Raw genomic sequence first — 25,896 nt, 5'->3', positions numbered from 1 at the left:
TATTTTCATATGTACAGACCTCAACCACATCCAACAATGATCGGAACGGCTTGGCGGGGGCATCATGTTGTAATTCTCAGGTGCAATCCATATACAAATCAATTTCTTGGAATCAACACTAGTCTTGAAGCTCCGGTTGAGCCAACCCACCCCACGTGTACAGAGACACTTTCACGGTTTTTAAGCATCGGTTATACGATGATAAATACAACCATGATCTCACAAACAGAGATTCAATATGTACTTATAAAAAAATGAACTCGTTGCGGGGATCGCAAAACGAGTTCATCGTTTTTTCTTTATCGTTTTCTATCTTTTTTACGTGGGGTAGCATGATTACTACCGTTTGGTGCTTGATTGGTTCCGCCTTTTTGGGGTGCTGCACCACCTTTAATTACGGCTCGTTTACTTTCCCCGACACTGTACGATTTTTTCTTGCCATCACCATCTTTATTTTGCCGGTGCTCAGGTCTTGGCGCTCGTTTTGTAACCCGCTCCCTATCATCACTTTTTCTTACATTTGGGCGGTCATCAACGATTTCGCCGCCATAAAGTTCTTTTTTCGTCATCGCAACGCCTAATTCTTTACCGTACTTTAGTAATGTCTTCTCTTCAGTTGGTGTAACTAAAGAGATCACGGTACCTTGTGCCCCCATCCGTCCTGTACGGCCTGAGCGATGGATATATTGCTCAATTTTTTCAGGCATGTCCAAATGGATGACATGGGTCAAGCCCTGAATATCCATCCCTCTAGCGGCAATGTCTGTTGCTAAAAGGAGAGTCAGTTTTCCGCTGCGGAATTGTTGAATCGCTGCGGCTCGTTCTTTTTTATTAGCAGCACTATGTAAAACTCCAATTGGAATCTTTTTATATTTAAATTTCGCCGCTAATTCGTCGATATGAAAAGAATCATTAATAAAAATGAGCGCCTTCATACTTTCGTCCATTCGATAAATTCTTCTTAGCACTTCAACCTTATCCCTGCGCTCACTTACAAAATAAATATGGTCGACAGCATTATTCCGCTCACGTTCAACTTGAATAAATGTTGGAGCATTCATCACCTTTTTGGCAAAATCCTGTACTACATCCGAAATAGTGGCCGAGAAAAATAGAACTTGACGATCTCTTAATGTAGATTGAATCACCATTTTTACATCGTAAGTCAACTTCTGAGCAACCATTTGATCCACTTCATCGACAACAACTGTTTTCACTTCATGCATTTTCATTTTTTTCTTATCAATTAGCTCATTAATTCTTCCCGGAGTACCAACGATAATCATTGGATTTTTCTTCAAGCGGTCGATTTGTCGTTTAAGGTCAACTCCACCAATAAACGCTCCACTTACGATTCCACTATTCAAAGTAAAGTTCTGAATAACTTGATGAATTTGCATCGCCAGTTCTCTTGTTGGTGACAAAATAACAGCTTGAATTTCTCTTTTATCCGGATCGATATTATGTAATATTGGAAGCAAGTATGCCAATGTTTTTCCTGTTCCAGTCGGTGATTCGGCAACAATGTCCACCCCTTCTGAAATACTTGGAATCGCCTTTTGTTGTATTGCTGTTGGTTGTTCAAATCCAGCCTTTTGCCACGCTTCTTTTAGGAAAGGCTTCATTGTGTTTAATAGTTCCATTGTGTTTGCCCCTTTTATAGCATTAGTTCATTTAAGAAGTCAATCGACTCAATCATATACTCCACCATTATTGGTAAATCGTCAACTTGTGCTTCCCCTATTTTTCGATCAAATTTCAAAATGATTGTATTTTTCAATTTCACAGAATGGTAAGGGTCATAATTGTATGAGATTTCTTGGATTATTAAAGGACGATCGCCCCAAATTTCCAACAATGCCGACTGAATCACTTCACAATCCTTTTTCGGATCTATTACAGTCATTAAAAAGACAGCTTCAATATGGCAGCCAATCGATTTGTCTTCTTTTTCCAAGATTTCTGCTGATAAATCATAGACACCTGCGTTTATTCGGAGCTCTCCATGAACCGAATTATCCGTTTTATCCATTTTTCTAAAAGTCACGGCATAGTCGCGGGAAAGCTTCGCAAGATCAATTTGATCCCTGCGATTTGTAATTAAGATTTCCTCTTCTAGATCAAGGTCATAAAGGGCTCCTTCTGCAACAACCTTTAAATTGTCAAAAATGGTAGGATCAAACATAATATCCCTCGCTCCCCAAGTTTTCTTTCCCCATTTTAACAAAATTCGCATATATTACGAACTTTTTCATTGAACAATTTTTCTAATGTTCTTATAATTAATAAATCAGGTAGAAAAGGAAGTGATTGAAAGTGCCTATTAACATTCCAAAGGATTTACCCGCTAAAGAAATACTTGAAAGTGAAAATATATTTGTAATGGATGAAGAACGTGCATATCAACAGGATATCCGCGCTTTAAATATAGTAATCTTAAATTTAATGCCTTTAAAGGAAAAAACGGAAGAACACCTTCTTCGCGTACTTAGTAACTCACCATTACAAGTCAATATTACACTAATGCATCCGCAAACACATCAATCAAAAAATACAAAGCAGGAGCACTTGGAAAATTTCTATCGTACTTTCGATGAAATTAAAGGCCGCAAATTTGATGGCATGATTATTACAGGGGCCCCGATTGAACTATTGGAGTTTGAAGATGTTACCTATTGGGATGAAATAAAGGAAATTATGGAATGGACAAAAACGAATGTAACTTCAACCCTCCATATATGCTGGGGTGCCCAAGCAGGGTTATACTATCATTTTGGTATTCCTAAATATCCTTTAGAGAAAAAAATGTTCGGTGTATTCGAACATAAAACATTTCATAGAAAATCGAGAATTCTTCGCGGCTTTGATGAAGTATATCTTGTCCCGCATTCAAGACATACAGATGTCAAAAAAGAGGATATTGAAAAAAATTCAAATCTTGAAATTCTTTCTTATTCAAATGAAGCAGGTGTTTGTCTCGTCGCATCTAAAGACCGTAAACAATTCTTTATTACAGGACATCCGGAATATGAGGCTACAACACTTAGAGACGAGTATCTTCGCGATAAAAACAAGGGCTTAGATATTGAAATTCCAGTCAATTATTTTCCGAATGATGATCCAAATGAGGAGCCATTAAACAGATGGCGTGCCCATGGAAACCTATTCTATACAAATTGGCTAAATTATTACGTATACCAAGAAACACCATATATTTGGGAGTAAGCTTACCATTCAGTGTCAGCGCAAATGAATTGCGCTGACTTTTTTTATAAGAAAATTATAATATTTTTACCTAATATATCTGAAGATTCTTGAAACTAGGACGAGTATTTGGTATCATGAAAAAAAGGGAAAAGGAAGTGGTTTCTTTGACAAAATTGTTGAAGCTTGTAATAATTCCGAATTTCATGGTACTAGCAGTTCTAGCACTTCTCCCAGCTCTATTAATTACAAATGACGTTAGTTTCATAAACGGCTTAATCGAACAATTAGCTAGTGAAAGTGATTAAAAATTAATAATGAATGAAAAACAAGAGGCTGACCGAAAAGTGTCCAACTCCACATTGCAAATACAGTAAATTTTGCACCTAATGTGGTTTGATGACACTTTACGGTCAGCCCTTATTTGTGAAAAGATAAACTTTCTAAACTTATACTTCATTTTTCTCCTTTTTTTCCTCACATTCAAAACATGTAATTGTTCCGTCTTCTTTGACAATCCCATTAAAAAACCCATTTAAACAGAAAATTTCTTTTTTACATTCTTGGCATTCTCCAACTAATTCTTTCAATTTAATCTCCCCCTTAATATTACTATACCAAATTTTATCGACCTACTTCCAAAACTGATACCATTTTTTATGTACTAGCTTTTCATCCAAATCCTTTTGCTTTTGATTAAAAAATTCCCTTATTTTTGTAGTTACCTCTCTATCCCTTTGCTGGATGATTAAATGTTCCGCCTGCTTCTCGATTCGACGCCCCATAAACCAAAGCCCTCCATGTCATAAAAAGCAAACGAATAGTTCTAAACTACAATCGTTTGCTTTTTATTTTTTACTTATTTTTATATTAAGGTAAAGTTAACAGCTTGGGTGATACAATTACCCCATCTTCATCGGCATACACATATTCACCGGGTGTCCATGTAACACTACCAAACTTTGTTACAACATTTGTTTTCCCTTTGCCTTCTTTTTTGCTTTTTAATGGCATCGTTCCAATCGCAAATACTCCAATATTCATCCCCGCAATTTCCCCACTGTCACGAATGACACCATTTACGATGATTCCCGCGATTTTTCGGTCAACTGCGATTTGTGCCAACATATCCCCCACTAGAGCACAATTTCTTGATGCACCGCCATTTACAACAAGGACAGAGCCTTCCGGTATAGTTTCTAACATTTGGCGAACTAATACATTGTCTTCGAAAACCTCAACGGTTTGTATTGGGCCTGAAAACTGTTTCTTAGCACCATAGGATTTAAATTCTACCTGGCAGATTGAAATGCTATCTGAATAATGATCACATAAATCTGCTGTTTTTAACGTTTGTACTGCTTTCAAATGAAAGCCCCCCATTTCCCACTTTTGTCCATCTTATTATACTACTTTTTCGAATTTTTTGTTAATAGTAAATTTTAAAATTAAAAAGAAGGCAACAGCTACCTTACTGCCCGCCTTCTTAACTTCCGAATCTATTTAACTATTCATTTATTGTACTTACTATATCTCTAGCAATCCAAACACCGCATGCACTAGCCTGAGCCAAGCCGCGTGTTACCCCAGCACCATCTCCACCTAAATACAATCCGGAAATTTCAGATTCAAACTTATCATTTAAGTTTGGTCTTGCTGAGTAGAACTTAGCTTCAACACCATAGAACAATGTATGTTCTGAAGCGATACCTGGTGTAACATGATTCAATGCTTCAGTCATTTCTACTAGACTTTTCATTGTATTGTAAGGTAATACCAACCCTAAGTCTCCAGGAACGGCCTCTTTCAAGGTTGGTTCAATAAATCCTTCTTTAATCCGTTTTTCTGTTGAACGGCGACCTTTTAGTATGTCTCCATACTTTTGAACGATAATTCCACCACCTGACAACTGATTAGCAAGTGTAGAAACTTCATGTGCATATTCAGTCGGCTTGTTAAACGGCTCAGAGAATTTATGAGAGACTAACAAAGCAAAGTTCGTATTTCGGCTACCTCGCTTCGGATCTTTATAAGCATGTCCATTTGCCAGCATGATCCCAGAATGATTTTCCACTACAACATGTCCGGAAGGGTTGCTGCAGAAGGTTCTAACTGTTGTCCCAACAGATGTATTAAAAACAAATTTTCCTTCATAAAGATTCTTGTTAATTTCTTCCATTACAATATCTGAAGTTTCTACACGTACACCGATGTCTACTTGATTGTTAAACATCGTAACGCGACGTTTCTTTAAGATTTTTGTTAACCATGCTGAGCCGTCACGACCAGGAACAATGACAACTTTTTTAGCATGTAAAACTTCGCCATCCTTTAACTCAATTCCAGTTACCTTATGACGACCATCCATTTTTTCAGTTATAATGTCCGCTACCTCTGATTTATAGCGCATTTCAATTTTAGTTTTCAAATATTCATAAATACTTTGCATAATTTCAAGATTTTGCTCTGTTCCTAAGTGGCGTACTTGTGCGCGCAAAAGTTTTAAACCAGCCGCATAGCCGCGGCGTTCAATTTCTTTTACAGCTGGAGTTAATGGGTCTGTAATAGATTCCGTCGCACCATGGCTTAAATTAATTTCATCTACATATTTGATTAGTTCTACAACTTCAGATGGTGGTAGGTAGTCAGTCATCCAACCGCCAAATTCACTCGTAATATTAAATTTGCCATCCGAATAGGCGCCAGCTCCGCCAAAACCGTTTGTTATCGAGCAAGCTGGCAGACAACCTGCATAATCTTTTCGGCCAGCTGCAGGTGGACATAACTGAATCTTTTTTTCTAAAATTGGACAGCGTCTGCTATAAATATCATGACCTTTATCTATTAGTAAAACATTTGCGTTTGGCATTTTCAAAGTTAATTCATAACAAGCAAAAATTCCTGCAGGACCAGCGCCCACAACGATTACATCATAATTGTTTTGCATAAAAATTACCCCCATTGTTCATCAATCATATGCTTTTCAAACAATCCTTACATAATATATCAAAATATTAAAATCTAGTCAAACAAAAAACGAACATTTTAATAATCCATCATTAAAATGTTCGTTTTTTTATTCAACTATGTGTATTCCTTCAATTAACCAGATATTATAATTGATCCATCAATAAGATCATGGACTGTTTTTTCGTATTTAGCCATGTTTCCAACATCAGACCAATATCCATTTGTTTTAAATCCGAATATTGGGCAATCTTTTTTCAATAACATCGGGAAAAGATCTAAACTAAAATCAAAGGTTTCCCCTTTTTTTATATAATGAAGTATTTCCGGTTCCATAATATAAATGCCAGTGTTGATTTGATTTGTGAAAATTTCAGGCCGTGCTGGTTTTTCTAAAAATCGGGTTACTTTGCCTGTTTCATTCGTCCTAATAATTCCATAATCCATTGGATTTTGAACATCTGTCATAAAAATCGTAACAAGAGAATTCTTTGAACGATGAAATTGCATCCCTTTTGTTAAATTAAAATTCGAAATAATATCTCCGTAAATAACAACAAAAGATTCATCTAAAAATTCTTCAGCATTTTTAATACTTCCTGCCGTTCCCAAAGGTCTTCTTTCCTCGAAATAAGTAAGATTTACATCATATTTTCGCCCATCACCAAAATAATCCATAATTTTATTAGATAAATATTGTACGGTTACTGCGATCTCTGTAATGCCATGCTCTTTAAGCTGCTCGATACAATATTCCATTACTGGTTTGTCTAGAATAGGAATCATTGGTTTGGGCATTTCATTTGTTAACGGACGTAACCTACTTCCTCTTCCTCCGGCAATAATAACCCCTTTCATCATGATCACGCCTTCACGAATTAATCACACAGCAAACACCTACAATTACCATGTGTATGTATGTTGAAGTATTGTTATTCCTTTATTTGTCACCAAAATAATGAAATTTTAATCATAATTCAAGTTATTATATCTATAATATAGAGATTCACTTTTTTTCCATCCTAATAAGTTGGAGGGCTGCCAAATGACTGATTATGAGATTGCCAGTTTATTAGCGGTTGGTTTTGGAACACTATTTATTTTGCTCATCTTTTTCTTCATTGCCTACATTTTTGGTGCAATCGGTTTATACTCTATGGCTAAGCGGGCAAATATCAATAATGAATGGCTTGCGTTCATTCCTATTGGTAATGCCTACATCGTTGGTGAACTAATTGACGAGAGACTAAAGTGGTTTACTGTTGGAAGTAGTGGTGGAATCAAGCTTCTGATTATTTGTCTTGGAGCAATTGTTCTTAATTTGATCCCCGTAATTGGCAATATTGTTGCAATATTAATCGGAATATTCTGGATCGTAGTCTACTATTGGTTATTTGAAAAATACTCAGAAAGTGGAACCGTGTTGACGATTATTAATGTTATTACTGGAGGCGTCGCTAGTGCTTTTATAATTTTTGCTCTTAGAAATAAAGAAGCAAGGTATTAAATTAAATTTTAGGTTGTCAAAAAGAGTCCATTCTTCTTGACAGCCTTTTTTATATTATAGCACCTTTTGATTGAAACAGCATTAAGATGCCTAAAAAAGATAGATATTGGAAAATATAATAATAGTGGAATTTTTAATATTAAGGAGGATCTTATGAAAAAAATATTCTATTTTGTCCTTTTAACTACTCTAATTATAGGCTTGGTTGGCTGTAATAACAAGGATGACAAAAAAAACGATAAGGCTAACGAGGGGAATACCGAACAAACCGAAAATAAAGGTGAAAAAGAAAATTCAGAACAGCCGTTGCCTGATTTAGCAGAGCAGAAAACAGTGGAAATGATGCTTGAGGGCATGCCAGAGGATAAGATTGTAAAGCTATATCATCATAAGGAGTTAGGTTTTTCAACCTATGTACCTGATGATATGATCGTCGAATCGAACCCTGAAATATTTAATGTATTCGCAAACTTCGGTGGAACTGAAAATAAGGATGCAACGTTAAAAATCACCGGCCAAACCGAAGAAGAAGTAATAAAGAACCTTCAAGATAACGGGTTCACTCTTGGAAAGGTAGAGGTCAAAGCTTTTGATTTCACTGATAAAGAATTCTCCCTCAATAAAGAAGGAATGATTGGACACGTAGCCTTTTTCAAACACAGCAACGACGATTATGCTATTTATTACTATTTCCCAGAGGATTATGCAGAAGGCTTTGGGCCGAGATCTGATATTATTATAAAAGAAATCGAGTGGCACGATGAACAGTCATAAAGAAATGTAACACATTTGGGCAGTCTTTTGTAAGAATTACAAGACTGCCCTCGAAGGTTAAAACATTAATGTAATAAAATAAACATAGTAGGACATTGGACCAAAATTGATACTAAAAAACCTAGGAAAAAAATCCCTAGGTCAAATTTCTTCTTATTAATTAATGATATTTTATCTAGCAAATTTATGTTTGCCAATCCATACTGTTGCTTCGCGTGAATCAACCCATCTGCTTGTAGAAGTCTTCGGATTATAAAAATATAAAGAACCGTTTCCTTTGCCTCTAAGCGTAAGCGCTTCTTCTACAGCTTTTTTTGACCCTGCATCAGCTGCTTGATTTATGGTGCCATTTTGAACTGGTGTGAAAGCATAATGCCCATTTACATTTTGGTAGACTACTCCTTTAACGGAATTTGGAAATTCTACGCTATCCACCCTATTTAGAATTACAGTTGCCACAGCTACTTTACCAGCATACGGCTCACCTTTTGCCTCTGCCGATACAAGTCTTGCCATAAGTTCTTTATCAGCCGCAGTAATTGATGTACGCGGTAATACTAATTTTTGACCAGAATATAATGCGTTACTAGATTTATTATTAATACTTTTTAGATAATTGACAGATAATCCGTATTTTTGAGCAATTGTCCAGTATGTTTCTCCGCTCTTAACTAAATGGGTTGTTGTAGCTGCATCAGTTTGGGAGTTTAACCCAAATAATGATAATGAAAGAGTTGCTACCACCATTACCTTTTTTAACATTTTCATATTTAGTTAACCTCCTAGATGTTTTTTTTGGGACACAAGTAGGTTAACAAATAAAAAAGGGGAAATGGGCATCCAAATTATGGAATATAATCAATTAAAAAGCAGAACCCTTGCTATATTAGTGATTTCCATGAATTCATAAGGTGAAAATTACCACTTTTCCATTGGTGATAATTAACATAATTTGGCTATTTATGGTCTGTTATTATAATTTATCCATTTATTATGTCCTTTGCCCTCTGAAATAAACACTTCTAAGCTAATTGTGCTGCTTCATTTAATTGTTCTGTAGATGTAACGATTTTTTGTGTGGCTGATCCAATCTCATTAATAATTAAAATTAAATTTTCCATATCGGTTTTAGATTTCTGAACAGATTCGAGATTTTCGTTTGCAGCTTTCACAATGCGATCAAAAGCTTCCCTTGTCATCGCAGATTTCTGTTGACCATCTACTGTGAGCTGTTCAACCTCATATAAACTTGAAATAACATTGTCTTTTTGTTCAGTAATTTGCTCAGTAAACTGTTTGATTGAATCAACTGAATAATGCGTTTGTTCCGAAAGCTTCCTAACCTCATTTGCGACAACAGAAAACCCTTTTCCATGCTCGCCCGCACGTGCGGCTTCAATAGCTGCATTAAGGGCAAGTAAGTTTGTTTGGCTTGAAATTTCCTCGACAATTCCAACTACCTCACGAATTTGTGAAGTTAATTGGTTAAGTGACTCGACGGATTCTTTCATAATTATTGTACTTTTGTATACGGACTGAATTTGTTCCTCCAATGAATTTAATTGCTCTTGTCCTTTTTCTGCGAGCAATTGAGTAGTTTTTGATTTTTCTGCCGTATGCTGCCCTTCTACACTTACGTTGTTGCTTTTTTGAATTAAATCCTCAACACTTGCGCTAGTTTCTTCCGTTAAAGCAACTAGATTTTCACTAGTTTCAAATATCTTATCTTTTAATTCCTCTTTTACTTTCTGGAATTCTTCCTCTCGCGTTTCAAGATCTATTTTTTCTAATTCCTCAATAATTACCTGTTGATGAAAATTTAATATTTTTGAAATAGCATTTGAAAGAACTAGGAATTCATCCACTGTTGAAATTTCAGAAGAGATACAGCTCTGTATATTTTGAAATAAAATTTGAAAGCTAGCTATATACCACTTGGGCAACACACCAATTCCGTGGTGATTCCTTGCCAATTGTTGAAGAAATTCAATGTAGGCATCATCATAATGACCATCGAACATTTTTACAATTACATTGGCATGTGCTTGTACCCATTTTTCCTTATTTGAATAGGTAAGGACGACCGTCTTAAATTCAGGTATATTGCACATAGACTGATAATACTCATTAGCAATATGTAGAGAAGACTCTTTAATTACACCTTGAATCGATTTTCCAATTTTAATTTCTTCCAAAGTAAGCCCTAATGCTAGGGCCTGATTGCAAATATTATGATCAGAAATTGAAAGTTTAGCAGGAAGTTTGTCTGCATTTTGAATCCACTCTGTTTTATTAGCAGATTTTGATTTAACTAATATATTGTAAAAGGCCACATTGAAAACTCCTATCGTAACGTAAATTGTAAAATTGGTTTCTATAATATATTTTATTTCATTTTGATACCAACTTCTACTAATAATTCATGAAGACATAAAAAAGTACATAATTACTAACTGGCCTACATCTATTTGACAATTTCAAACTCAATTTGGTTTAAAAAATTTTTAACTTTATCGCATTTATACAAAAAACAAAAAATCGTCTTTTAGACGATTTAATGAATGTTACATTATCTATTTCGTATCTACTTGTTGTTTTATTTTTTGGAGTAGTTTAATTCTTTTTCAACAGGAAGGTTTAAGCTAGATATTATTTTGTTAACGGCACTAAACAAAGCTTTTACCGAGGAAATCATAATATCAGTGTCAATTCCGCAGCCCCAATATACAGCACCATTCTTTGCGGTAATTCCTACATAGGATACAGCTTTTGAGCCTGAACCCACTTCCAGCGCGTGCTGCCTATAGATCAAATCAGTAAAATCAATTCCCAGTTGTGTTTGAATCGCGTTGCTGATAGCATCAAATCTTCCATTTCCCACACCAGCTAATTCATGTTCTTCATTATTTGTCTTGATCGATACAATTGTTTCGTACTGACCATTTTGAGTGTCTTTGTAACGAATAAATTCGACAGGGGTGTTAATATTCACATATTCATTCATGAAAATGTCATAGATTTCATTCGGCATTAACTCCTTGTGTAATTGATCCGAAACATTTTTCACACTGTATCCAAAGCTCTCACGCATTTCAGTTGGTAGATCGATTCCATACTTTTGCTGAAGGATGTAACCGATTCCTCCCTTGCCTGATTGGCTGTTAATTCGGATGATATCTCCTTCATATTCTCTTCCAATATCCATCGGATCAATTAATAGATAAGGAACAGTCCAATACTCTCGTTCTTCTTCCTCACGCCATTTCATGCCTTTGGCAATAGCATCTTGATGGGAGCCTGAAAATGCAGTAAAGACAAGTTCACCGCCATATGGGTGTCGTTCGTGAACCTTCATTCTTGTTAATTTTTCATATTTGGAAATAATGGCAGGGATATTTTCAAAATTCAGCTTTGGATCCACCCCATGTGAAAACATGTTTAGTGCAAGCGTTACGATGTCCACGTTCCCTGTTCTTTCCCCATTTCCAAATAATGTTCCTTCAACTCTTTGCGCTCCAGCCAGCATTCCTAGCTCGGCATCTGCCACCCCAGTTCCTCTGTCATTGTGTGGATGAAGGGATAGGATTACATGATCACGATAGCTCAGATTGTCACTCATATACTCAATTTGACTTGCATAAACGTGAGGCATGGACATTGATACCGTAGCTGGAAGGTTGATAATTACCTTGTTATCAGCTGTCGGCTGCCAAATATCAAGTACCTTGTTGCAAATTTCAAGTGCAAACTCCATTTCTGTTCCTGTGAAGCTTTCTGGGGAATACTGAAATTGGAAATTCCCTTCAGTTTCAGCAGCATATTTCTTAAGCATTTTTGCTCCAGCAACAGCAATACCAATAATTTCTTCCTTAGATTTTCTAAATACTTGCTCGCGCTGTGCCACAGATGTGGAATTGTACAAATGCACCACAGCTCTATTTGCACCCTGTAATGCTTCAAATGTTTTTTCGATAATATGTTCTCTTGACTGTGTTAAAACTTGAATTGTCACATCATCCGGAATCAAATTTTCTTCAATTAAAGTACGTAAAAAGGCATATTCTGTTTCCGATGCAGCCGGAAATCCCACTTCTATTTCCTTAAATCCGACTTGTAAAAGCATTTGAAAATACTCTAATTTCTCCTCTAGACTCATAGGGATAACTAAAGCCTGATTTCCATCACGAAGATCCACACTACACCATGTAGGCGCTTCCGCAATATACTCCTTCTCTGTCCATTTCGAACTTTTCGCTGGGGGCATAAAGTAACCTCTAGAATACTTTTCAATATTTTTCATCCTGACTCCCGCCTTTTCATTTATAATGGTTCGTTTATTTAAAATAAAAAAAGCCCCGTCTCTAATAAAATATAGAGACGAGGCATTGCTCGCGGTACCACTCTAATTGATTAATCATCATAATAATTAACCCACTCATTTTCGGTGGCAATCACCACCTATCTTCATAACGGTAGAAAACCGACATCCCCTACTGATTATGTTCAGGGAGTAGCTCATGGATGAGTTCAAAGGCTACAACTACCGATTCTCACCAACCATCGGCTCTCTGACAAATTTATAAATCCTTTTACTATTTCCAATCTTTACTGTTATTATTTAATTAAATAAGATAATATATCGATAAACTCGAGTTGTCAATACTAAATTCACTGAAAATAGAGGTGTAAAACTTAATAACTACTCCATACTAATTTCTTTTTGAACCTTTTTGGTTAATTTTTCAAAAATTAAATTATATGAATGCTGAATTAAATTTTCTATTAAATCAGTGGAAAGATTTGAATCAAAATAAATAGAGTTCCAATGTGTTTTATTCATGTAATAGCCAGGGATAATGTCTTTATAGGTTCCTCTTAACTCTTCAGCACGTTTAGGTTCGCATTTTAAAGTTATAATAGGCTTCCCTTCAGAATCTCCGCCTATCATTGCAAACATCTTCCCTCCAACATGATAACGATCTGCTTGCCAGTCTACCTGGTAATCATGAGTTGTACCAGACAAGGTCATGCAAAATGATTGCAGTTTTTCTTTTTCCATTAAAAAGGCTCCTTATAAAAAAATCTATCTTATCCATTACCAGAAAAGTCAGCATTTCGACATGATAAAAACCGGAAAGTCCTTCTCATGGTTATTATTGGGAAAGAATTGCCCGATTTTAAATTTAATGTAAGCGTATTCAATCTACTGATTAAAAATTCCGATTAGCGGCTCCCATGGGTAGAGTTTTACCTCGAACTTTTCTTCTAATATAGCTGGATCATTAAAAATAATGTCCTCTATCTTCTCTATACTTTCAGCCTCAAAAATAAATAATCCCCCAGTATGATTCATGAATGGTCCAATTGCAATAATACTATCTCCAAAATGTTCGACTAAATAGTCACGATGAGGAACTAAACCTTGTTCAGTATGTGGTTTACCCTCTATCCATGATTTTCCTCTAGTATATAATCCTACAATTTTCATCCAATTATTCCCCTTCCTACTTAATTAATTTCATATTATCATAAATTTCAGTAAATTGAAATTTCCATAAGACCTGCCATCAAAATACCCATAGCTACCAAAAATAGCACTAAAAGGGTACAAAATTTCAAAATCACATAAGCAACATATTTCCAGACACTTTTTGGAGCTTTTACTGCTAACAAAAGCCCAAGGATAATCCCTAAAACTCCTATCTTCCAATCGCTATTCGATAGATTAACCAAGGTAATTAACAGTATTATTACTGATATTAAACCTAAATACTTATTCGTTTGAATGTATTTTTGCGCCAATAATCCCGCATTAAATACTGATAATATTAGTTGTCCTTTTAAAGATTTAATTATAAAAACTCCCCCTATAAAGGTTATTGAACAATCAACCCCCGTTAATGGAACAAGAAATAGGCTGCCGTCCTCTTGTTCAGCTCAAGCACCCGTTAGAGAATTTAAAATTATTTTGGCTAATTATACCGGTAGTCAGGTCGGTTATCTTTTTTAGTAATTGGTTCTACCTGATTTCTAATTTATTTAATAGTGTGAATGAATATCCATTATTGAGAGCGGTTGCCCGTGCTCTTTTGTCGCTATATTGGGCTAATGAGCATTAGATTCCCATTAAAATTTCTAGGATTGGAAAAATGTGAAACCATAGAGGGGGGAGAATTCCCGGAGTCTAAGGAATATCGGGAAAATGGGAATCAAAGAGAGAGTATGATTCCCAAAGTCTAAGGATGAACAGGAATATGGCAATCACAGAAGACCATTTCTTTTATTCTTCAAAAAAATGCGGCCATGCCAAGGGCGGAACCTGTACTCCCTGTCCGCAAAAAAGAAAAATGCGGCCATGCCAAGGGCGGAACCTGCACTCCTTGTCCGCAAAAATGAAAAATGCGGCCATGCCCGGGGCGGAACCCGCACTCCTTGTCCGCAAAAATGAAAAATGCGGCCATGCCAAGGGCAGAACCCACTCTCCCTGTCCGCAAAAATGAAAAATGCGGCCACGCCAAGGGCAGAACCCGCACTCCCTGTCCGCACTGTAATGTTGGAAAGCCAGTTTCGGTCCTCCTGCTATGCCTACTGCACATTAGGGCTCTAATATTCACCACAAAAAGTAAATCGATAAAAGAGTATGCGGAGGAAAAACTCAATTCCTCTACTTTTAATTGCTTACGGCCAAGAGATTTTACTACCCTCGCCGTGTTTATTAACAGAGAACGCAAAAGAGCTTACCATGCATTGCTAATGTATTTACCAATAAATAAGAAAGTCCAACAGATTAAATTTTATTATAATCACTACATTAACTCAGATGACAGATGGCCGTAATCAATATTAATTTAGTATTGCAATTTAAAATGAACCAAAAAAATAAAGGCTGCCCCTTGGACAGCCATTAATCAAGAATTAATTCCTGAAACTCTATTAATCATTCTGTATTTGCTTTTCATTTACGTACTCCAGAAAATCACGTGCTTCTTGAAACTCTTTCTGAAGGCTAGATGGAATCTCATGAAGTTCTACATAATGATCAGGGTTTATTTCACTTTTTGCTAAGATCTTTTCATGGGTCATAAGTGAGCCAATGTATTGATTGTACTCATTTTCTGTTAACAATTCCAGACTAGATTGCTGGCCATTTAACCGATCAAAGTAAGGTTGTATTTTCCAAAATACTTGCTGCAATTCAGCTTCCCGCTCTTGCGAAAGTGCATCATAGTTAATATTGCCGTACTTATCACCGTATTCAAGTTTTGCATGGGTTATTTGTTTAACTAGACTGATAAATTCTTTATATTCTTCGGCCCCCAACTCGCCTTTAGCCTCTGCAAGTTTGGCATCCAAACGGAGGTATCCTTCCATAGTAGCACTAACAATATGTTTCTTTAAATTATCGAAAGAACTGTAGAGTTCGTCTGCCAATAGGAGCTGGGAAGCAAAAACTCCTGTTGGAATTAATAAAGATGCTAAAAGAATACCGGTGACGATACGTTTTTTCATTTTCTGTTTTCTTGATGAGATGTTGTTCATAACTTTCATTTTTAAACTTGTAGAAGGAATAAGTTCTTTTCCTTTTTCCTGTAGTGCCTCCATTACCTTTGTCTCAAAATTCATATACATTCCTCACCTTCTCCGAGATATTTCTGTTTATTACTTTTCCACGCAATTTCTTCAAAGCAGCATTAATTCTCGACTTAACAGTTCCAATAGGAATCTCTAGGATCTTGGCTACTTCTTCTTGAGAATAATCATTTAAATAGCGAAGAATAATAACCTGTTTAAGTTTATACGGCAGTTCCTCCACTAACTTGACAAGAAGTTGGTTAGAAATTTTATCAATAATTTCGTTTGAAAAATCTAAAACTAGTACTTGTTCAACTTCTTCAACCTTTTTAGCAATCCGAAATTTCATCCACTTTTTTCGCCGATACGCTTGGATTTGTTTTATTACAATCCCCATTAACCATGGCTTAAACGGTCTATTTCCATCATATTTACTTAGAGAATTAAATAACTGTATGTAAATGTCCTGAACAACATCATCTACATCAGCTTTATCCTCAATCAGAAAATGAACGTTTTTATAAACATCTTGAATTGTCATTTGATAGAGCTCACTGTATGCTTGCTGATGACCAGATAAAATAAGTTGAATAATTTGATTATAATCACCTTGCGTTTCCAATTATGAACACCTCCCTATCCTTTATACTCTATATTGGAAAGATATCTAGATTTCGTTCGGTTTTTTTGGAAAATAAAAAAAAGAGCCTTTATAGCTCTAGGATAATACGTATTTCTTTAAGTAAATAACAGTCAATTTGTTAAATCAATAATTATATTTTCTAACACAAAATCCCTTTGCCCTTTTTTGTATTTCTCAGGCAGCTTTGTTTCCTTTATAGTGCCATCTTCCATTTGTTCTACTGCAGTGAAGTGATCGGAGTTCCTTAACATAACATGCGGTGTAACAATTAGCTTTTTTGCATTTGGATGTAGTTTTTCAAAGGTTGCGCTCCAATTCATAGAAGAATCCGTTCCGGAACCACCGTTCACCTCACCAGTATAAACATTTCCCAAATCATCTTGGACTTCTAAATCGACATAAACCTGATGCCACCTATTTTGGACATCATCAGACGCTCCCTGTTCGTAGTAAAGAATAAAGGACATTGGTGTGACCGCCATCTTCTTAATGTTTAATCGAATCCCTTCTTGTTTTACACTTTGACCAATTAACTTTGTTTGACTATCTGTTGCATCTAAATTAAACGCAAAATTCCAATGACCTTTAATTTCTTTTTCCTGCTCGCCGTTTAAAATTTTAAAGCTATTAATTTTCCATGTTACCTTAGCAGTTTGTAAATCTTCTTTACTAAAATAAGTGCCCGTCATTATACCAACATACTCATTTTCACTGATTTTTTCTATTTTAGAAGTTCCTGCTATCCCGTCTGTATTTTGAATGTCAAAGTGATCAAAAATGATTGGTTCTTCTCCCAAATCTTGATCACTAATAACTGAATAAGTTATCGTGACAGTTTCACCATCAAAGATTGCATCATTAACAGTTACTTTAATTCCATTGCTTTCTTTCATCGTATTAACCTCTGTTGAAAATTCTTTGTAATTATTATAGATTCCTGACTCATTCCCAAATAATTTGAAAATATCACCAATGATTGGGAGATTACTAGCAGCCGTTGGAAAGGCAAATCCAACCATTACAGCGGATAATCCCAAAATGACAACTGCAGCAGCGACAGGTTGCTTAAATTTCTTTTTTTGTTGCTCTGCTTTTGCCTTTTTTATCCCTGTTTTAGAACGTTCATGTAGTTCTGTTGGTATTTCTATTTTATGTAATTCTTCCTTTACTTTATCTTTCACAAATATCGCCCTCCTTATATTTCTTGCGAAGTTTATCTAATGCGCGATATAACACTGATTTTGCCGTTCCCAACGGAATATTTAACAGATCTGATATTTCTTTAAAAGTACAATCATTATAATACCTTAAAAGCACAATGCTTTTTTCATCTTCTTGTAACGTTTCTATCAACTCCTGTAACGATAGAGATAGGGGAATATCCTCATCCTCTAAGCCGATGAACTCTTCAAACTCCGGTTTTAATTGCACCACTTTCTTATTCTTTTTAGCTAGATTGATTGCGCAGTTCATTGTAATTTTGATCAACCACGTTTTAAAATACTCTGGTTTTTTCAATGTATGGATCTTCTTAAAAGATTGATATGCTACTTCTTGAACAACATCTAATGCATCGTCTTTATTATTGACATAGATAAAAGCCATTCGATAAATATTCTCTTCATATTGCTGGAAAAGCTTTAAAAAGGCTTTGTCATTTCCTTTTTGGGCCTTTTTCACTAAATGTATAATCTGAATTCACCCTCTCTTTTTTGTTCTACATCTATTAGACAATTTAAATCTAGGTTTAGCTTAAAATTTTTTATTTTTTTCTATAAATAAAATAATCGCCCGAATTAAAGGACGATTTGATGTTTTTTTTATATTATTTCAGGGTCTCTTACCAGTAGCAATATGCTTATTTAAATTCTTTGCTCCATTCAAAATCCTCAAGTATTACTCCATTTTCAGCAATATAATTCACAATAATGGTGCCCTGTTGCAATATATCATTACTTTTTAGATATGAAATAAAGTCATTGAAGAGTTTTTCATCTTGGTCACTCTTTTTCCGAGGGAGTGTAATTCGAATCGTAGGTGCAACGTTAAAATCTTTGTAACTTCCCGGATTAAGCGGATCAATACTTAACTCTTTACCGATCAGGTCATCAAAGTAAACGTGAGTTTCAGTTTTTTCGCTGAAATTTTCTTTAATATACGGTCGTATTTCTTTTTCTAAATCATTAGTCCATTTCTCAGCCGTAAAGGTATCCACCATCTGGTCTAATTCATCGTCATAATAGACTAAAAACTGCGTTTTAGTTTCCTTATCTCTTACCTTAGCAGCATATTCAAATCCAAAGTTCCCCATATTGTCATACAGAGCGTCATAGACCTCGAAGTTATCATTAAATTTATCTTTTAAATATTGCTCAGCCTGAATTTTAATCTGTTCCTCTTTATCTTTATCCGGCTTCATTCCCTGAATGAAGGAAAAAATTAAAATGCCCATTCCCACTATAATAACACCCAAAATAATCAGAGAAATTTTTAAAATTTTCCTCAAGCAAAGTCCTCCCTTCTGATGATTTTACCAACAGTTATTATTTTATTTTTTTCAGTTTAACCAAACTCCCCACAAACCCTATAAGACCCGAAACAGCAAATGCTATGGGGACCACTAAATACTCAACAGCGGTTGGAGTTTCAATCACTAGACGATAAACTCCAAAAAGACATATTATAAGGCTACTTATTAATCCAATAATCAATTTTGCTTTTTGGTCCAAGTAAAAACACCTCCCTGGGAACTCAAGAATCTGTTCAAATTATCAACTTCAAATTAAAGTATTAGTTCGGAAGTCCTATCTCTTCTGCCTGTTCTCCATCGATGCTCATTTTGTATATATGATAATCAGGAGATCCTTTTGCGAAATTTCTATCCAACGTGAAGTAAATAGACTTTCCATCTGCACTTATAACTGGATCACTCACATACTCCCCAAAATGAGTTAGCTGTTTTTCTTCTTTTGTATCAAAATTATATTTGTATAATTCGTATTCAAAGATGCCGCCCTCATCAGGATTACTTATAGATTGAAAAATAAACTCATTTCCAGCTGGAGTTATAGTAAAGCTGAAGATGGAAACTTCACGGTCAGGGTCTGAAATGACAGACATCTCTTCCGGATGATCCAACGAAATTTCAAAAATTCTTTGTTTTACCATGTAGGAAGCCTCTGCCGTCTTTACATCTGAATTATCATCTCTTCCCAAGTAAACACGATCCCCGCTAGGAGCAACATTCAACGAATAAATAGAATACTGTTGCAGATTTGTCTTTCGCACATGTGATTTCTCATTTAAATTAAATTCGTAAACATCAAAGTTATGCGGACGTTTCCCTGTGATTGGTGAATAATTTTCATATGTTCCCGCACTTAAATAAAGGAAAGATGAACCGTCTGGCTTAAATTCTATCTCTGTTATGGTTGAAGAATCAGTGAAAACGTCTATAATTTCTCTTTTTCCTATATCGTAGAAATGGACTGTACTAGTCAGTTCAGTTTCCTTGTTTTTGTTAGTGGTGACAAAAGCTAATATCGATCCATCTTTTGAAAAGGTCGGATCTAAAATCATTGTATCCTCATCATACTCTGCTATGACTGCATCTATGGACTCCCCTTCTTTATGCAAAAATAACTGTGGTCTCCCCTCTTTGTACGTTACGTAGGCAATCGCATTTTGTGCTGAAACATCATAATGATTGGAAAGCCCATTCTGTTTTTCATTTTCTGTTTTGTTGAAAAATATCCCTAAAACAACAAGGGCTCCTGTTAATCCACATAAAAATAGTATTAAAAACATGAGATTGTTTTTCTTCATGATAAATCCTTTCTACATTTGATTTATCTAAAAAATAGGTTTGGAAAATAAATATACAAAAAAGCTAGTATACAAGCTAAAATAGGTATCATTCCAATTAAAAACGCAAGCCTTGTACTTTTCTTCGCAATTTTTAACTGTGCCACATACAAACCAGCCCAAATGAGAATTGGACTAGCTAAAACAAGCATTATGAAATGAAATTTTCCGATCATAATCAGACCGCCAACGATGAAAACAAGTGAAATTCCAGAAATGATAATCCCGGTTGTAATGTTAATTCCATGCAAAACCTTCATATGTTTTTCATCAGAACTGTAGTCATAGATTGTTGTTCGATATACAAGACCAAGGCTTAAAGCAATGTTTAGCCACACCCAGATCGTTAAGCCAACTACAGTCGATGATTGATCCAACTGGCTCGTGATTAACCATCCATATAATTGTCCAAGAGTGTGGAGTACCAATAAACTATTAAGCCATAGCTTTTTATTAATATGAAAAGACCGATTAAGAGGAAGAAACAATAACATTGAACTCAACCCCATTGAAATACAAAGCCACCCAATATAGGCATCCCCTTTCACAAAAAGACTGATTAAATAAATACTAATTGTGAAAATGATCGAGGATATCGCTAATGTAAGCATTAATTCCTTTCGATATGGAAATAGTGCTTGTTGAATTTGACTGCCAATTTCTCCTTCTTGGCCAAATAGCTGCATGGCCTTTTCCTCTGCCTTTTCTGGTGTCAAACCCTCTTCCTCCATTAAGGAATCACGAGAAATTTGAAGGTGGATGAGAAGTTCTTCATAAAGCTCCTCTTTTTCTTTCTTAGAACTTTCCGTATGACGGACAATATTTTCCACATACTGTTCTAATTTGGATTTCATATTAGACCCTCCGAGCTTTTTTGTACTAAATTCTCAATGAGTTTCCAATCCTTTTGTTTCTTCTCTAATTCCTTAGTTCCTGAATCTGTAATTTTATAATATTTCCTTCTTCCTGAAGGAGTCTCTGACCAATAGGACTCAATCCATTGTTTTTTCTCTAAGCGTTTTAATGCGGGATAGAGGGTCCCCTCACTCATTTCATAGTGATCATCACTTAGCTGCTTTAGTAATTTAGTAATTTCATATCCATAAAGATCTCTCTGGTTAATAAGCGATAACAAAAGAAGATCAATACTTCCTTTTAACATTTCCTTATCCATTTCATCACCTGATTTCTAATTTGATACTATCATTGTAATACGATGTACATTGTATTACAATGTATATTTTTATCCTTTTGATTGGAAGTTGTTCACTCTAAAAGTTACTCGTTTTGGTCTTACCGCTTTGAATGTTCAGAGTACTTTCAAATAGCATTTCAAGTAATGCAGCTTTTATTAAATTTAGAAAGAAAATTATACGAGCAACAAAAAAAGCCGCAATCGGTGCGACTGGAAAAGGTTTTGAAACAAGTTAATTTTTTTAGGTTTACATATTTCTGATTCTGTTTCAATCGAACAAAAAGCGAGTATACAAAGTATTTTTCCATGCCTTCGAGTGTCATTGAAAATGCACTGGGTAGAAAGAATGGGGTTAAAATATTAATTTTCCTCTTATTAAGAACTTCGTTTCATCCATTTTTCGAACGCATTTTCAAATGCTATTTCTTCTGAATCTCCAAAACCACAACTTGCTGAAAAACCTGAGCATTCTAAATTTAATACTGTTTGCCATCCTAAAGTAAAACTCACATTTGATATAACAATACAATCTCCATATTTCAACTGTTTTTTTGTATAAGGATGATTTTTTAACGTATTGTAAAGTATGCTTTGAAAGAGTTGGTCTCTTTCTTCATTATCAGGTTGAGATACAATTAAACAACTAAACACTTATACATCCTCCTTTTTTGTTCGTATTAAGAACATTATAATATAATTTCCAAATAAGAACCAATACAAAGTTAAAAATTATAGTACTTAATTTATAATGTTGGAAACAGCACTATTTATGTAATACTATATTAAGGTGTAATGATGGTGATAAATTGAGCAAATTAGCAACTAACATTAAATTCTTCCGTGAAAAAAAAGCTTTAACACAAAAGGAACTAGCAGAAAAACTAGGAGTTTCTCGCTCAGTTGTAGCAAAATGGGAAAATGAAACCGCTTCCCCTGACCTAGAAACATTAATTACACTGTCAAAATATTTTCAAGTCAGTTTAGATCATTTAGTAGGGCTTCCTTATTTCCAAAATGAGATGTTACTTGAGTTAAATCAAATCTATAAAACAAACGATGAAAGCAATATAGAGATATTTGGGGTTGTCGATTATTTATATAAAAATACAAGACTCCATGAATACCTACTTAAATTCACAGAACTTCCATTAAAAGACCGGAGAATAGTAGAGAAAATATTTAATGTAGCAGTTGATGAATTTTATAAAAGAAAATAAAAAACACCACCCATATGCACATCCTGACAACTCCCACAGCTTTAGCAGTGGGCTTTCTCATTCAGGAAGTCTTCTTTTCTTTCCCTTTATACTCATAATTCATAAAGGTCCCTCCAGTTTATCAAATCAATTTTTCACAATCATCATTTATTTTAGTATAAACTATTTAGTCATAAATGTAGGTTATATGGGTAATACTTATAATTCTTTCGATAATGAGTGTATTAATTGGCAGTGCCAATTTTCACATGAACCAAGGTGTTTTATCCAATAAATGGTATAGCCTATGGTCACAGGTCGGTTTATTTTACGGAGAATTTTTCTTACCCATTCTAATTGCTATCTCCTATGCGTATTTGTGGAGGTTAGAACATTTAAATAAAAACTGGAATATGATCATGACCGCTCCAGTATCGGCAGCTAGTATTTTTTTATCTAAGATGCTAGTTGTCGGTATGCTGCTAATTTTTGTTCAAAGTTTGTTTTCCTTTTATACCTTATTGGAGGATGGTAGGGCTAACCTCTGCGCTCCCTAGTGAATTATTTGAATGGTTCATTCAAGGCTGGATAGCTAGTATTACAATATTCACTCTGCAATTGGCTCTCTCAATGCGTTTCCATAGTTTCGCTATTCCTATTGGTATCGGTTTATGCGCCACTTTTTTCGGTTTAGGCATGTACGTAATGGATTTAGGAATGTTATTTCCTCATTCCCTACTGACTACTGGGATGGGTGTACTTAGTCAATCAGGTTTTTCATCCCAAAGTGATTATCTTTTATTTTTAATAGTGAATCTACTATACTTATCATAGTTAGCACAGGAGCGATACATTGGCTGTGAAGGACGGATATAATAGCTTAAACAATGAGAAAGGATGTTATCGTGAAAACATTTTTATTAGTTACTGGTCTAGTCCTAATAATTATTGTTGGATTTTCCATCCTCCTATTTAATCCTAATAGGCTAACACCGGAAAATCCAAAAGGCAAAACATATTATTACACTATGGTGGTGAACGACGACACAAAGTTGGACAGTGACCAACGGTATGAATATACATTAAATGCTTATGACAAGTCAGGAGAAATAAAGACCCTTTCCTTTACCAAGTAGTAAACTACTGCGAGAAAGAACATATTTAGAGATTCACACAAAAATAAGCTTGAAGAGTTTCCAAGCCTATTTTTATTGGATTATGAGCGTTTTGAACCATTGATGATTCGCAACTAGTTATAACAAAGAGACAAAGAACTTCCTTATCTCCCTTAGATAAAGAGCATTATTAGGGAGATAAGATCCTGTAATGATTCTGTTTCCAAATAAGTAAATGGAAGCATTTAAATTATAAAAGTGATTATTCCTTACAAATTATCGCTTGCTATTTTTTCATAGGGTAGCGTCAGGGAAATGCCAATATAAAAAGCTAAATTTCTCGCAATTAAATGAGCATTTTGGCTTTTTTGTTACTATATCTATACGTTAGATGCTGAGGTTACTAGTATAAAATAATCAACATTTCACCACAATTTCTTATTGTACTAGCTCCCCCGTTTGTTCAATAAATTTTTTTGCTTTTCACCATTTATTCATCTAAATTCTGATTCATATTTTAGATTATATTTTTCAACAGCCAAGTTATAAGACTCAAGAATTAACGATTTGAATTGTTCAAATAAAAGCTCTGATGGATTCAGCACACACACCCATGCCATCCAACCATATACAGGGTGTGGGATAATTTTATTTATCTCTGTGAAATCAAAGTTCATATCTATAACCTTTCCTGCTGATGGTCTTTTAGGTATTGCACCAAACATGTTTGTAAAAGTGTTTTTTTTAATACCAATATTCACCCTAAAAATTGCCTCTCGATCCAAGTGAGATGATTTATCATTTGCTCCATCTTTTTCCTTGACGGTAAGTACATAAATACCTCTTTTTAAAGACCCATTAGGATTGTAAAAAACAACTTTTTCTCCCCATGCATTAATAAGTACCGTATGGTCTAAATTTTTTAGACAAAAATCAATGATTTTTATAGGACTTACCTCATTCATCATTTGAACCACTCAATTCAAAAACTTCTTTTACCATTTTACTTTGGATTAAATCTTTAAATACTTTACTAATGAAATCCTTCTCTTGGAAAGAATAATCTTGCTGTAGTTGTTTATAATTTAAATATTCCATTTTTTTTAACTTGCTATCCTTTTCTTCCACAATTTGATATATGCGATTTGAATAATTCACATTAAATTTAAGTGTAGTGGGATCTACCCATCCTTCACGAATAAAACCTTTCAACTTTTTTGGACACCTACATGGGTTATCATCGTTAACTAAACCACACTTTTTGTTCATGAAATGATAAAGATCGTTTCGAGACCTTTTTAAACGTTGTCTAAAATTATCTTTTGATATACTCATAATTTCAGCACCAATTTCATGAGGGACGGAGAAAATCTCACCTAATATAAACACAATCCTCTGTTCTCTAGTTAAGCACAATAACATTCCTGCTAAACAACCTTGACGAGCTTCTTCAATCAATTCACTCCATTCAACTTGCTCAGATGGTGATAGGTCTTGGTCACTAATGTTCTCAAGATCTAGTTCATAATGTGAGAATGTAGGATATCTTTCTTCTAACCAAGTCTTTTTCATTGTCAAAAAGTGATTCACCGTAATTTTATACAACCACGTTCGAAAACTACTTTTGCCATTATACTGCCCTAACTTAGTTATGACTTTTATGATGACTTCTTGCGTAATATCCTCTGCATCAAATGGAGAAAGAACCATTTTAAAGGCTATATTGTATATATAATTTTGATGTTTTGAAATTAATTCTACTAATGCCTCTTCAGACCCTTGCAAGGATTTTGAAATAAGAAAGTCATCACTCTGTTCATCATATTCATGACTAAATATTTTTTGCATTGCGATTTCTC

At 34.9% G+C, this 25,896-nt stretch carries 34 protein-coding genes and 1 other annotated feature; of the genes, 10 read left to right on the top strand and 24 right to left on the bottom strand.

Features of this window, described 5'->3' with window-relative positions; genetic code table 11:
• Nucleotides 1-9: 9 nt before the first annotated feature.
• Nucleotides 10-258 (top strand): hypothetical protein, encoded by a 249-nt coding sequence (locus tag P9E47_RS07145; RefSeq protein ID WP_003329662.1) that lies wholly within the window; start codon nt 10-12, stop codon nt 256-258.
• 41 nt (nt 259-299) lie between these two features.
• Here the strand turns inward: P9E47_RS07145 and P9E47_RS07140 are convergent, their stop codons facing one another.
• Together P9E47_RS07140 and P9E47_RS07135 are read right to left on the bottom strand one after the other, a co-directional pair.
• A complete protein-coding gene (locus P9E47_RS07140) occupies nt 300-1,643 on the bottom strand; it encodes a DEAD/DEAH box helicase (protein ID WP_003329663.1) in 1,344 nt (447 codons plus the stop codon).
• A gap of 14 nt (nt 1,644-1,657) precedes the next feature.
• Nucleotides 1,658-2,185, bottom strand: a complete 528-nt coding sequence (locus P9E47_RS07135) for a hypothetical protein (RefSeq protein ID WP_326162980.1) — start codon at nt 2,183-2,185, stop codon at nt 1,658-1,660.
• Between the two features lie 131 nt (nt 2,186-2,316).
• Between P9E47_RS07135 and metA the strand changes: the two genes are divergently transcribed.
• Entirely contained in the window at nt 2,317-3,225 is a 909-nt protein-coding gene (gene metA, locus P9E47_RS07130) for a homoserine O-acetyltransferase MetA (RefSeq protein WP_003329665.1), read from the top strand.
• A gap of 146 nt (nt 3,226-3,371) precedes the next feature.
• Nucleotides 3,372-3,512: a hypothetical protein gene (locus P9E47_RS07125; protein ID WP_162137830.1), complete on the top strand. Its 141-nt coding sequence runs from the start codon at nt 3,372-3,374 to the stop codon at nt 3,510-3,512.
• 141 nt (nt 3,513-3,653) lie between these two features.
• On the opposite strand, the gene P9E47_RS07120 is transcribed toward P9E47_RS07125, so the two are convergent.
• The 5 genes from P9E47_RS07120 to P9E47_RS07100 form a co-directional block, all read right to left on the bottom strand.
• A complete protein-coding gene (locus tag P9E47_RS07120; RefSeq protein WP_003329666.1) occupies nt 3,654-3,794 on the bottom strand; it encodes a hypothetical protein in 141 nt (46 codons plus the stop codon).
• Nucleotides 3,795-3,836: 42 nt separating this feature from the next.
• On the bottom strand, nt 3,837-3,989 hold the full coding sequence (locus tag P9E47_RS07115) for a hypothetical protein (RefSeq protein ID WP_157382042.1): 153 nt from the start codon (nt 3,987-3,989) through the stop codon (nt 3,837-3,839).
• 85 nt (nt 3,990-4,074) lie between these two features.
• Nucleotides 4,075-4,587, bottom strand: a complete 513-nt coding sequence (rraA, locus tag P9E47_RS07110; protein ID WP_407697173.1) for a ribonuclease E activity regulator RraA — start codon at nt 4,585-4,587, stop codon at nt 4,075-4,077.
• 124 nt (nt 4,588-4,711) lie between these two features.
• A complete protein-coding gene (locus P9E47_RS07105) occupies nt 4,712-6,151 on the bottom strand; it encodes an NAD(P)/FAD-dependent oxidoreductase (RefSeq protein ID WP_003329668.1) in 1,440 nt (479 codons plus the stop codon).
• A gap of 155 nt (nt 6,152-6,306) precedes the next feature.
• Nucleotides 6,307-7,032 carry a nucleotidyltransferase family protein gene (locus P9E47_RS07100; protein ID WP_003329669.1) on the bottom strand — a complete coding sequence of 242 codons (726 nt, stop codon included), beginning with the start codon at nt 7,030-7,032 and terminating at the stop codon, nt 6,307-6,309.
• Between the two features lie 184 nt (nt 7,033-7,216).
• On the opposite strand from P9E47_RS07100, the gene P9E47_RS07095 reads away from it, so the two are divergent.
• Both P9E47_RS07095 and P9E47_RS07090 read left to right on the top strand, forming a co-directional pair.
• Entirely contained in the window at nt 7,217-7,678 is a 462-nt protein-coding gene (locus tag P9E47_RS07095; protein ID WP_326162977.1) for a hypothetical protein, read from the top strand.
• A gap of 153 nt (nt 7,679-7,831) precedes the next feature.
• Nucleotides 7,832-8,452 carry a hypothetical protein gene (locus tag P9E47_RS07090; protein WP_003329672.1) on the top strand — a complete coding sequence of 207 codons (621 nt, stop codon included), beginning with the start codon at nt 7,832-7,834 and terminating at the stop codon, nt 8,450-8,452.
• 171 nt (nt 8,453-8,623) lie between these two features.
• Here P9E47_RS07090 and P9E47_RS07085 read toward each other — a convergent pair whose 3' ends face one another.
• The 5 genes from P9E47_RS07085 to P9E47_RS07065 form a co-directional block, all read right to left on the bottom strand.
• The gene (locus tag P9E47_RS07085; RefSeq protein ID WP_003329673.1) at nt 8,624-9,220 is read right to left on the bottom strand and encodes a cell wall hydrolase; all 597 of its coding nucleotides are present in this window, start codon (nt 9,218-9,220) and stop codon (nt 8,624-8,626) included.
• A gap of 254 nt (nt 9,221-9,474) precedes the next feature.
• Nucleotides 9,475-10,785, bottom strand: a complete 1,311-nt coding sequence (locus P9E47_RS07080) for a methyl-accepting chemotaxis protein (protein WP_326162976.1) — start codon at nt 10,783-10,785, stop codon at nt 9,475-9,477.
• A 263-nt stretch (nt 10,786-11,048) separates the two neighbouring features.
• Nucleotides 11,049-12,752, bottom strand: coding sequence for a 2-isopropylmalate synthase (locus P9E47_RS07075; RefSeq protein ID WP_003329675.1), 1,704 nt, complete (start codon nt 12,750-12,752; stop codon nt 11,049-11,051).
• 70 nt (nt 12,753-12,822) lie between these two features.
• Nucleotides 12,823-13,067, bottom strand: a binding site (T-box leader).
• 84 nt (nt 13,068-13,151) lie between these two features.
• Nucleotides 13,152-13,511 (bottom strand): MmcQ/YjbR family DNA-binding protein, encoded by a 360-nt coding sequence (locus tag P9E47_RS07070; protein ID WP_326162974.1) that lies wholly within the window; start codon nt 13,509-13,511, stop codon nt 13,152-13,154.
• Between the two features lie 144 nt (nt 13,512-13,655).
• Complete coding sequence (locus tag P9E47_RS07065) at nt 13,656-13,940, bottom strand: YciI family protein (RefSeq protein WP_003329677.1); 285 nt, start codon at nt 13,938-13,940, stop codon at nt 13,656-13,658.
• A gap of 766 nt (nt 13,941-14,706) precedes the next feature.
• On the opposite strand from P9E47_RS07065, the gene P9E47_RS07060 reads away from it, so the two are divergent.
• The gene (locus P9E47_RS07060) at nt 14,707-14,952 is read left to right on the top strand and encodes a hypothetical protein (RefSeq protein WP_326162972.1); all 246 of its coding nucleotides are present in this window, start codon (nt 14,707-14,709) and stop codon (nt 14,950-14,952) included.
• 433 nt (nt 14,953-15,385) lie between these two features.
• Here the strand turns inward: P9E47_RS07060 and P9E47_RS07055 are convergent, their stop codons facing one another.
• The 10 genes from P9E47_RS07055 to P9E47_RS07010 all read right to left on the bottom strand — a co-directional run bounded on the left by P9E47_RS07055 (nt 15,386) and on the right by P9E47_RS07010 (nt 22,377).
• Nucleotides 15,386-16,075: a DUF3600 domain-containing protein gene (locus tag P9E47_RS07055; RefSeq protein ID WP_326162970.1), complete on the bottom strand. Its 690-nt coding sequence runs from the start codon at nt 16,073-16,075 to the stop codon at nt 15,386-15,388.
• Nucleotides 16,065-16,646: a sigma-70 family RNA polymerase sigma factor gene (locus tag P9E47_RS07050; protein WP_326162969.1), complete on the bottom strand. Its 582-nt coding sequence runs from the start codon at nt 16,644-16,646 to the stop codon at nt 16,065-16,067. Before P9E47_RS07050 ends, P9E47_RS07055 begins: the two co-directional genes overlap by 11 nt.
• A 131-nt stretch (nt 16,647-16,777) precedes the next feature.
• A complete protein-coding gene (locus P9E47_RS07045) occupies nt 16,778-17,848 on the bottom strand; it encodes a DUF4179 domain-containing protein (protein WP_326162968.1) in 1,071 nt (356 codons plus the stop codon).
• Nucleotides 17,838-18,347, bottom strand: a complete 510-nt coding sequence (locus P9E47_RS07040; protein WP_326162966.1) for a sigma-70 family RNA polymerase sigma factor — start codon at nt 18,345-18,347, stop codon at nt 17,838-17,840. The genes P9E47_RS07045 and P9E47_RS07040 overlap by 11 nt, the downstream gene beginning before the upstream one ends.
• A 178-nt stretch (nt 18,348-18,525) precedes the next feature.
• Entirely contained in the window at nt 18,526-19,173 is a 648-nt protein-coding gene (locus P9E47_RS07035) for a hypothetical protein (RefSeq protein WP_326162964.1), read from the bottom strand.
• A gap of 37 nt (nt 19,174-19,210) precedes the next feature.
• Nucleotides 19,211-19,396: a hypothetical protein gene (locus P9E47_RS07030; protein ID WP_035197306.1), complete on the bottom strand. Its 186-nt coding sequence runs from the start codon at nt 19,394-19,396 to the stop codon at nt 19,211-19,213.
• 61 nt (nt 19,397-19,457) lie between these two features.
• Nucleotides 19,458-20,492 carry a hypothetical protein gene (locus tag P9E47_RS07025; RefSeq protein WP_326162962.1) on the bottom strand — a complete coding sequence of 345 codons (1,035 nt, stop codon included), beginning with the start codon at nt 20,490-20,492 and terminating at the stop codon, nt 19,458-19,460.
• Nucleotides 20,493-20,515: 23 nt separating this feature from the next.
• Nucleotides 20,516-21,385: a permease prefix domain 1-containing protein gene (locus tag P9E47_RS07020; RefSeq protein ID WP_326162961.1), complete on the bottom strand. Its 870-nt coding sequence runs from the start codon at nt 21,383-21,385 to the stop codon at nt 20,516-20,518.
• Entirely contained in the window at nt 21,382-21,705 is a 324-nt protein-coding gene (locus tag P9E47_RS07015; protein ID WP_003332694.1) for a PadR family transcriptional regulator, read from the bottom strand. The genes P9E47_RS07020 and P9E47_RS07015 overlap by 4 nt, the downstream gene beginning before the upstream one ends.
• Nucleotides 21,706-22,101: 396 nt before the next feature.
• The gene (locus P9E47_RS07010; protein WP_035197298.1) at nt 22,102-22,377 is read right to left on the bottom strand and encodes a hypothetical protein; all 276 of its coding nucleotides are present in this window, start codon (nt 22,375-22,377) and stop codon (nt 22,102-22,104) included.
• A gap of 155 nt (nt 22,378-22,532) precedes the next feature.
• On the opposite strand from P9E47_RS07010, the gene P9E47_RS07005 reads away from it, so the two are divergent.
• The 4 genes from P9E47_RS07005 to P9E47_RS06990 all read left to right on the top strand — a co-directional run bounded on the left by P9E47_RS07005 (nt 22,533) and on the right by P9E47_RS06990 (nt 24,058).
• Nucleotides 22,533-22,943, top strand: a complete 411-nt coding sequence (locus tag P9E47_RS07005; protein ID WP_003332690.1) for a helix-turn-helix domain-containing protein — start codon at nt 22,533-22,535, stop codon at nt 22,941-22,943.
• A gap of 215 nt (nt 22,944-23,158) precedes the next feature.
• Nucleotides 23,159-23,479: an ABC transporter permease gene (locus P9E47_RS07000; RefSeq protein ID WP_003332689.1), complete on the top strand. Its 321-nt coding sequence runs from the start codon at nt 23,159-23,161 to the stop codon at nt 23,477-23,479.
• On the top strand, nt 23,451-23,756 hold the full coding sequence (locus P9E47_RS06995; RefSeq protein WP_326163011.1) for an ABC-2 family transporter permease: 306 nt from the start codon (nt 23,451-23,453) through the stop codon (nt 23,754-23,756). Before P9E47_RS07000 ends, P9E47_RS06995 begins: the two co-directional genes overlap by 29 nt.
• 71 nt (nt 23,757-23,827) lie before the next feature.
• Nucleotides 23,828-24,058, top strand: a complete 231-nt coding sequence (locus tag P9E47_RS06990; protein WP_326162960.1) for a DUF1093 domain-containing protein — start codon at nt 23,828-23,830, stop codon at nt 24,056-24,058.
• A gap of 473 nt (nt 24,059-24,531) precedes the next feature.
• Here P9E47_RS06990 and P9E47_RS06985 read toward each other — a convergent pair whose 3' ends face one another.
• Both P9E47_RS06985 and P9E47_RS06980 read right to left on the bottom strand, forming a co-directional pair.
• Complete coding sequence (locus tag P9E47_RS06985; RefSeq protein ID WP_326162958.1) at nt 24,532-25,005, bottom strand: DUF6194 family protein; 474 nt, start codon at nt 25,003-25,005, stop codon at nt 24,532-24,534.
• Nucleotides 24,995-25,885 (bottom strand): RNA polymerase sigma factor, encoded by an 891-nt coding sequence (locus tag P9E47_RS06980; protein ID WP_003332686.1) that lies wholly within the window; start codon nt 25,883-25,885, stop codon nt 24,995-24,997. Before P9E47_RS06980 ends, P9E47_RS06985 begins: the two co-directional genes overlap by 11 nt.
• Between the last annotated feature and the right edge of the window lie 11 nt (nt 25,886-25,896).

It is taken from the genome of Schinkia azotoformans (genome assembly GCF_035811335.1).
GTDB lineage: Bacteria > Bacillota > Bacilli > Bacillales > Bacillaceae_J > Schinkia > Schinkia azotoformans.
The sequence above is the reverse complement of the archived record's forward strand: the minus strand, read 5'-3'. Positions and strand labels throughout refer to the sequence as shown.

What these genes read in the sequence shown, in the direction of transcription:
- P9E47_RS07145 (WP_003329662.1), top strand. Translation starts at nt 10, where the DNA reads ATGTACAGACCTCAACCACATCCAACAATGATCGGAACGGCTTGGCGG.
- P9E47_RS07140 (WP_003329663.1), bottom strand. Translation starts at nt 1,643, where the DNA reads ATGGAACTATTAAACACAATGAAGCCTTTCCTAAAAGAAGCGTGGCAA.
- P9E47_RS07135 (WP_326162980.1), bottom strand. Translation starts at nt 2,185, where the DNA reads ATGTTTGATCCTACCATTTTTGACAATTTAAAGGTTGTTGCAGAAGGA.
- P9E47_RS07115 (WP_157382042.1), bottom strand. Translation starts at nt 3,989, where the DNA reads ATGGGGCGTCGAATCGAGAAGCAGGCGGAACATTTAATCATCCAGCAA.
- rraA (WP_407697173.1), bottom strand. Translation starts at nt 4,587, where the DNA reads ATGGGGGGCTTTCATTTGAAAGCAGTACAAACGTTAAAAACAGCAGAT.
- P9E47_RS07105 (WP_003329668.1), bottom strand. Translation starts at nt 6,151, where the DNA reads ATGCAAAACAATTATGATGTAATCGTTGTGGGCGCTGGTCCTGCAGGA.
- P9E47_RS07100 (WP_003329669.1), bottom strand. Translation starts at nt 7,032, where the DNA reads ATGATGAAAGGGGTTATTATTGCCGGAGGAAGAGGAAGTAGGTTACGT.
- P9E47_RS07095 (WP_326162977.1), top strand. Translation starts at nt 7,217, where the DNA reads ATGACTGATTATGAGATTGCCAGTTTATTAGCGGTTGGTTTTGGAACA.
- P9E47_RS07090 (WP_003329672.1), top strand. Translation starts at nt 7,832, where the DNA reads ATGAAAAAAATATTCTATTTTGTCCTTTTAACTACTCTAATTATAGGC.
- P9E47_RS07085 (WP_003329673.1), bottom strand. Translation starts at nt 9,220, where the DNA reads ATGAAAATGTTAAAAAAGGTAATGGTGGTAGCAACTCTTTCATTATCA.
- P9E47_RS07075 (WP_003329675.1), bottom strand. Translation starts at nt 12,752, where the DNA reads ATGAAAAATATTGAAAAGTATTCTAGAGGTTACTTTATGCCCCCAGCG.
- P9E47_RS07070 (WP_326162974.1), bottom strand. Translation starts at nt 13,511, where the DNA reads ATGGAAAAAGAAAAACTGCAATCATTTTGCATGACCTTGTCTGGTACA.
- P9E47_RS07065 (WP_003329677.1), bottom strand. Translation starts at nt 13,940, where the DNA reads ATGAAAATTGTAGGATTATATACTAGAGGAAAATCATGGATAGAGGGT.
- P9E47_RS07060 (WP_326162972.1), top strand. Translation starts at nt 14,707, where the DNA reads ATGGCAATCACAGAAGACCATTTCTTTTATTCTTCAAAAAAATGCGGC.
- P9E47_RS07055 (WP_326162970.1), bottom strand. Translation starts at nt 16,075, where the DNA reads ATGAATTTTGAGACAAAGGTAATGGAGGCACTACAGGAAAAAGGAAAA.
- P9E47_RS07025 (WP_326162962.1), bottom strand. Translation starts at nt 20,492, where the DNA reads ATGAAGAAAAACAATCTCATGTTTTTAATACTATTTTTATGTGGATTA.
- P9E47_RS07020 (WP_326162961.1), bottom strand. Translation starts at nt 21,385, where the DNA reads ATGAAATCCAAATTAGAACAGTATGTGGAAAATATTGTCCGTCATACG.
- P9E47_RS07015 (WP_003332694.1), bottom strand. Translation starts at nt 21,705, where the DNA reads ATGGATAAGGAAATGTTAAAAGGAAGTATTGATCTTCTTTTGTTATCG.
- P9E47_RS07000 (WP_003332689.1), top strand. Translation starts at nt 23,159, where the DNA reads ATGAGTGTATTAATTGGCAGTGCCAATTTTCACATGAACCAAGGTGTT.
- P9E47_RS06995 (WP_326163011.1), top strand. Translation starts at nt 23,451, where the DNA reads ATGGTAGGGCTAACCTCTGCGCTCCCTAGTGAATTATTTGAATGGTTC.
- P9E47_RS06985 (WP_326162958.1), bottom strand. Translation starts at nt 25,005, where the DNA reads ATGATGAATGAGGTAAGTCCTATAAAAATCATTGATTTTTGTCTAAAA.
- P9E47_RS06980 (WP_003332686.1), bottom strand. Translation starts at nt 25,885, where the DNA reads ATGCAAAAAATATTTAGTCATGAATATGATGAACAGAGTGATGACTTT.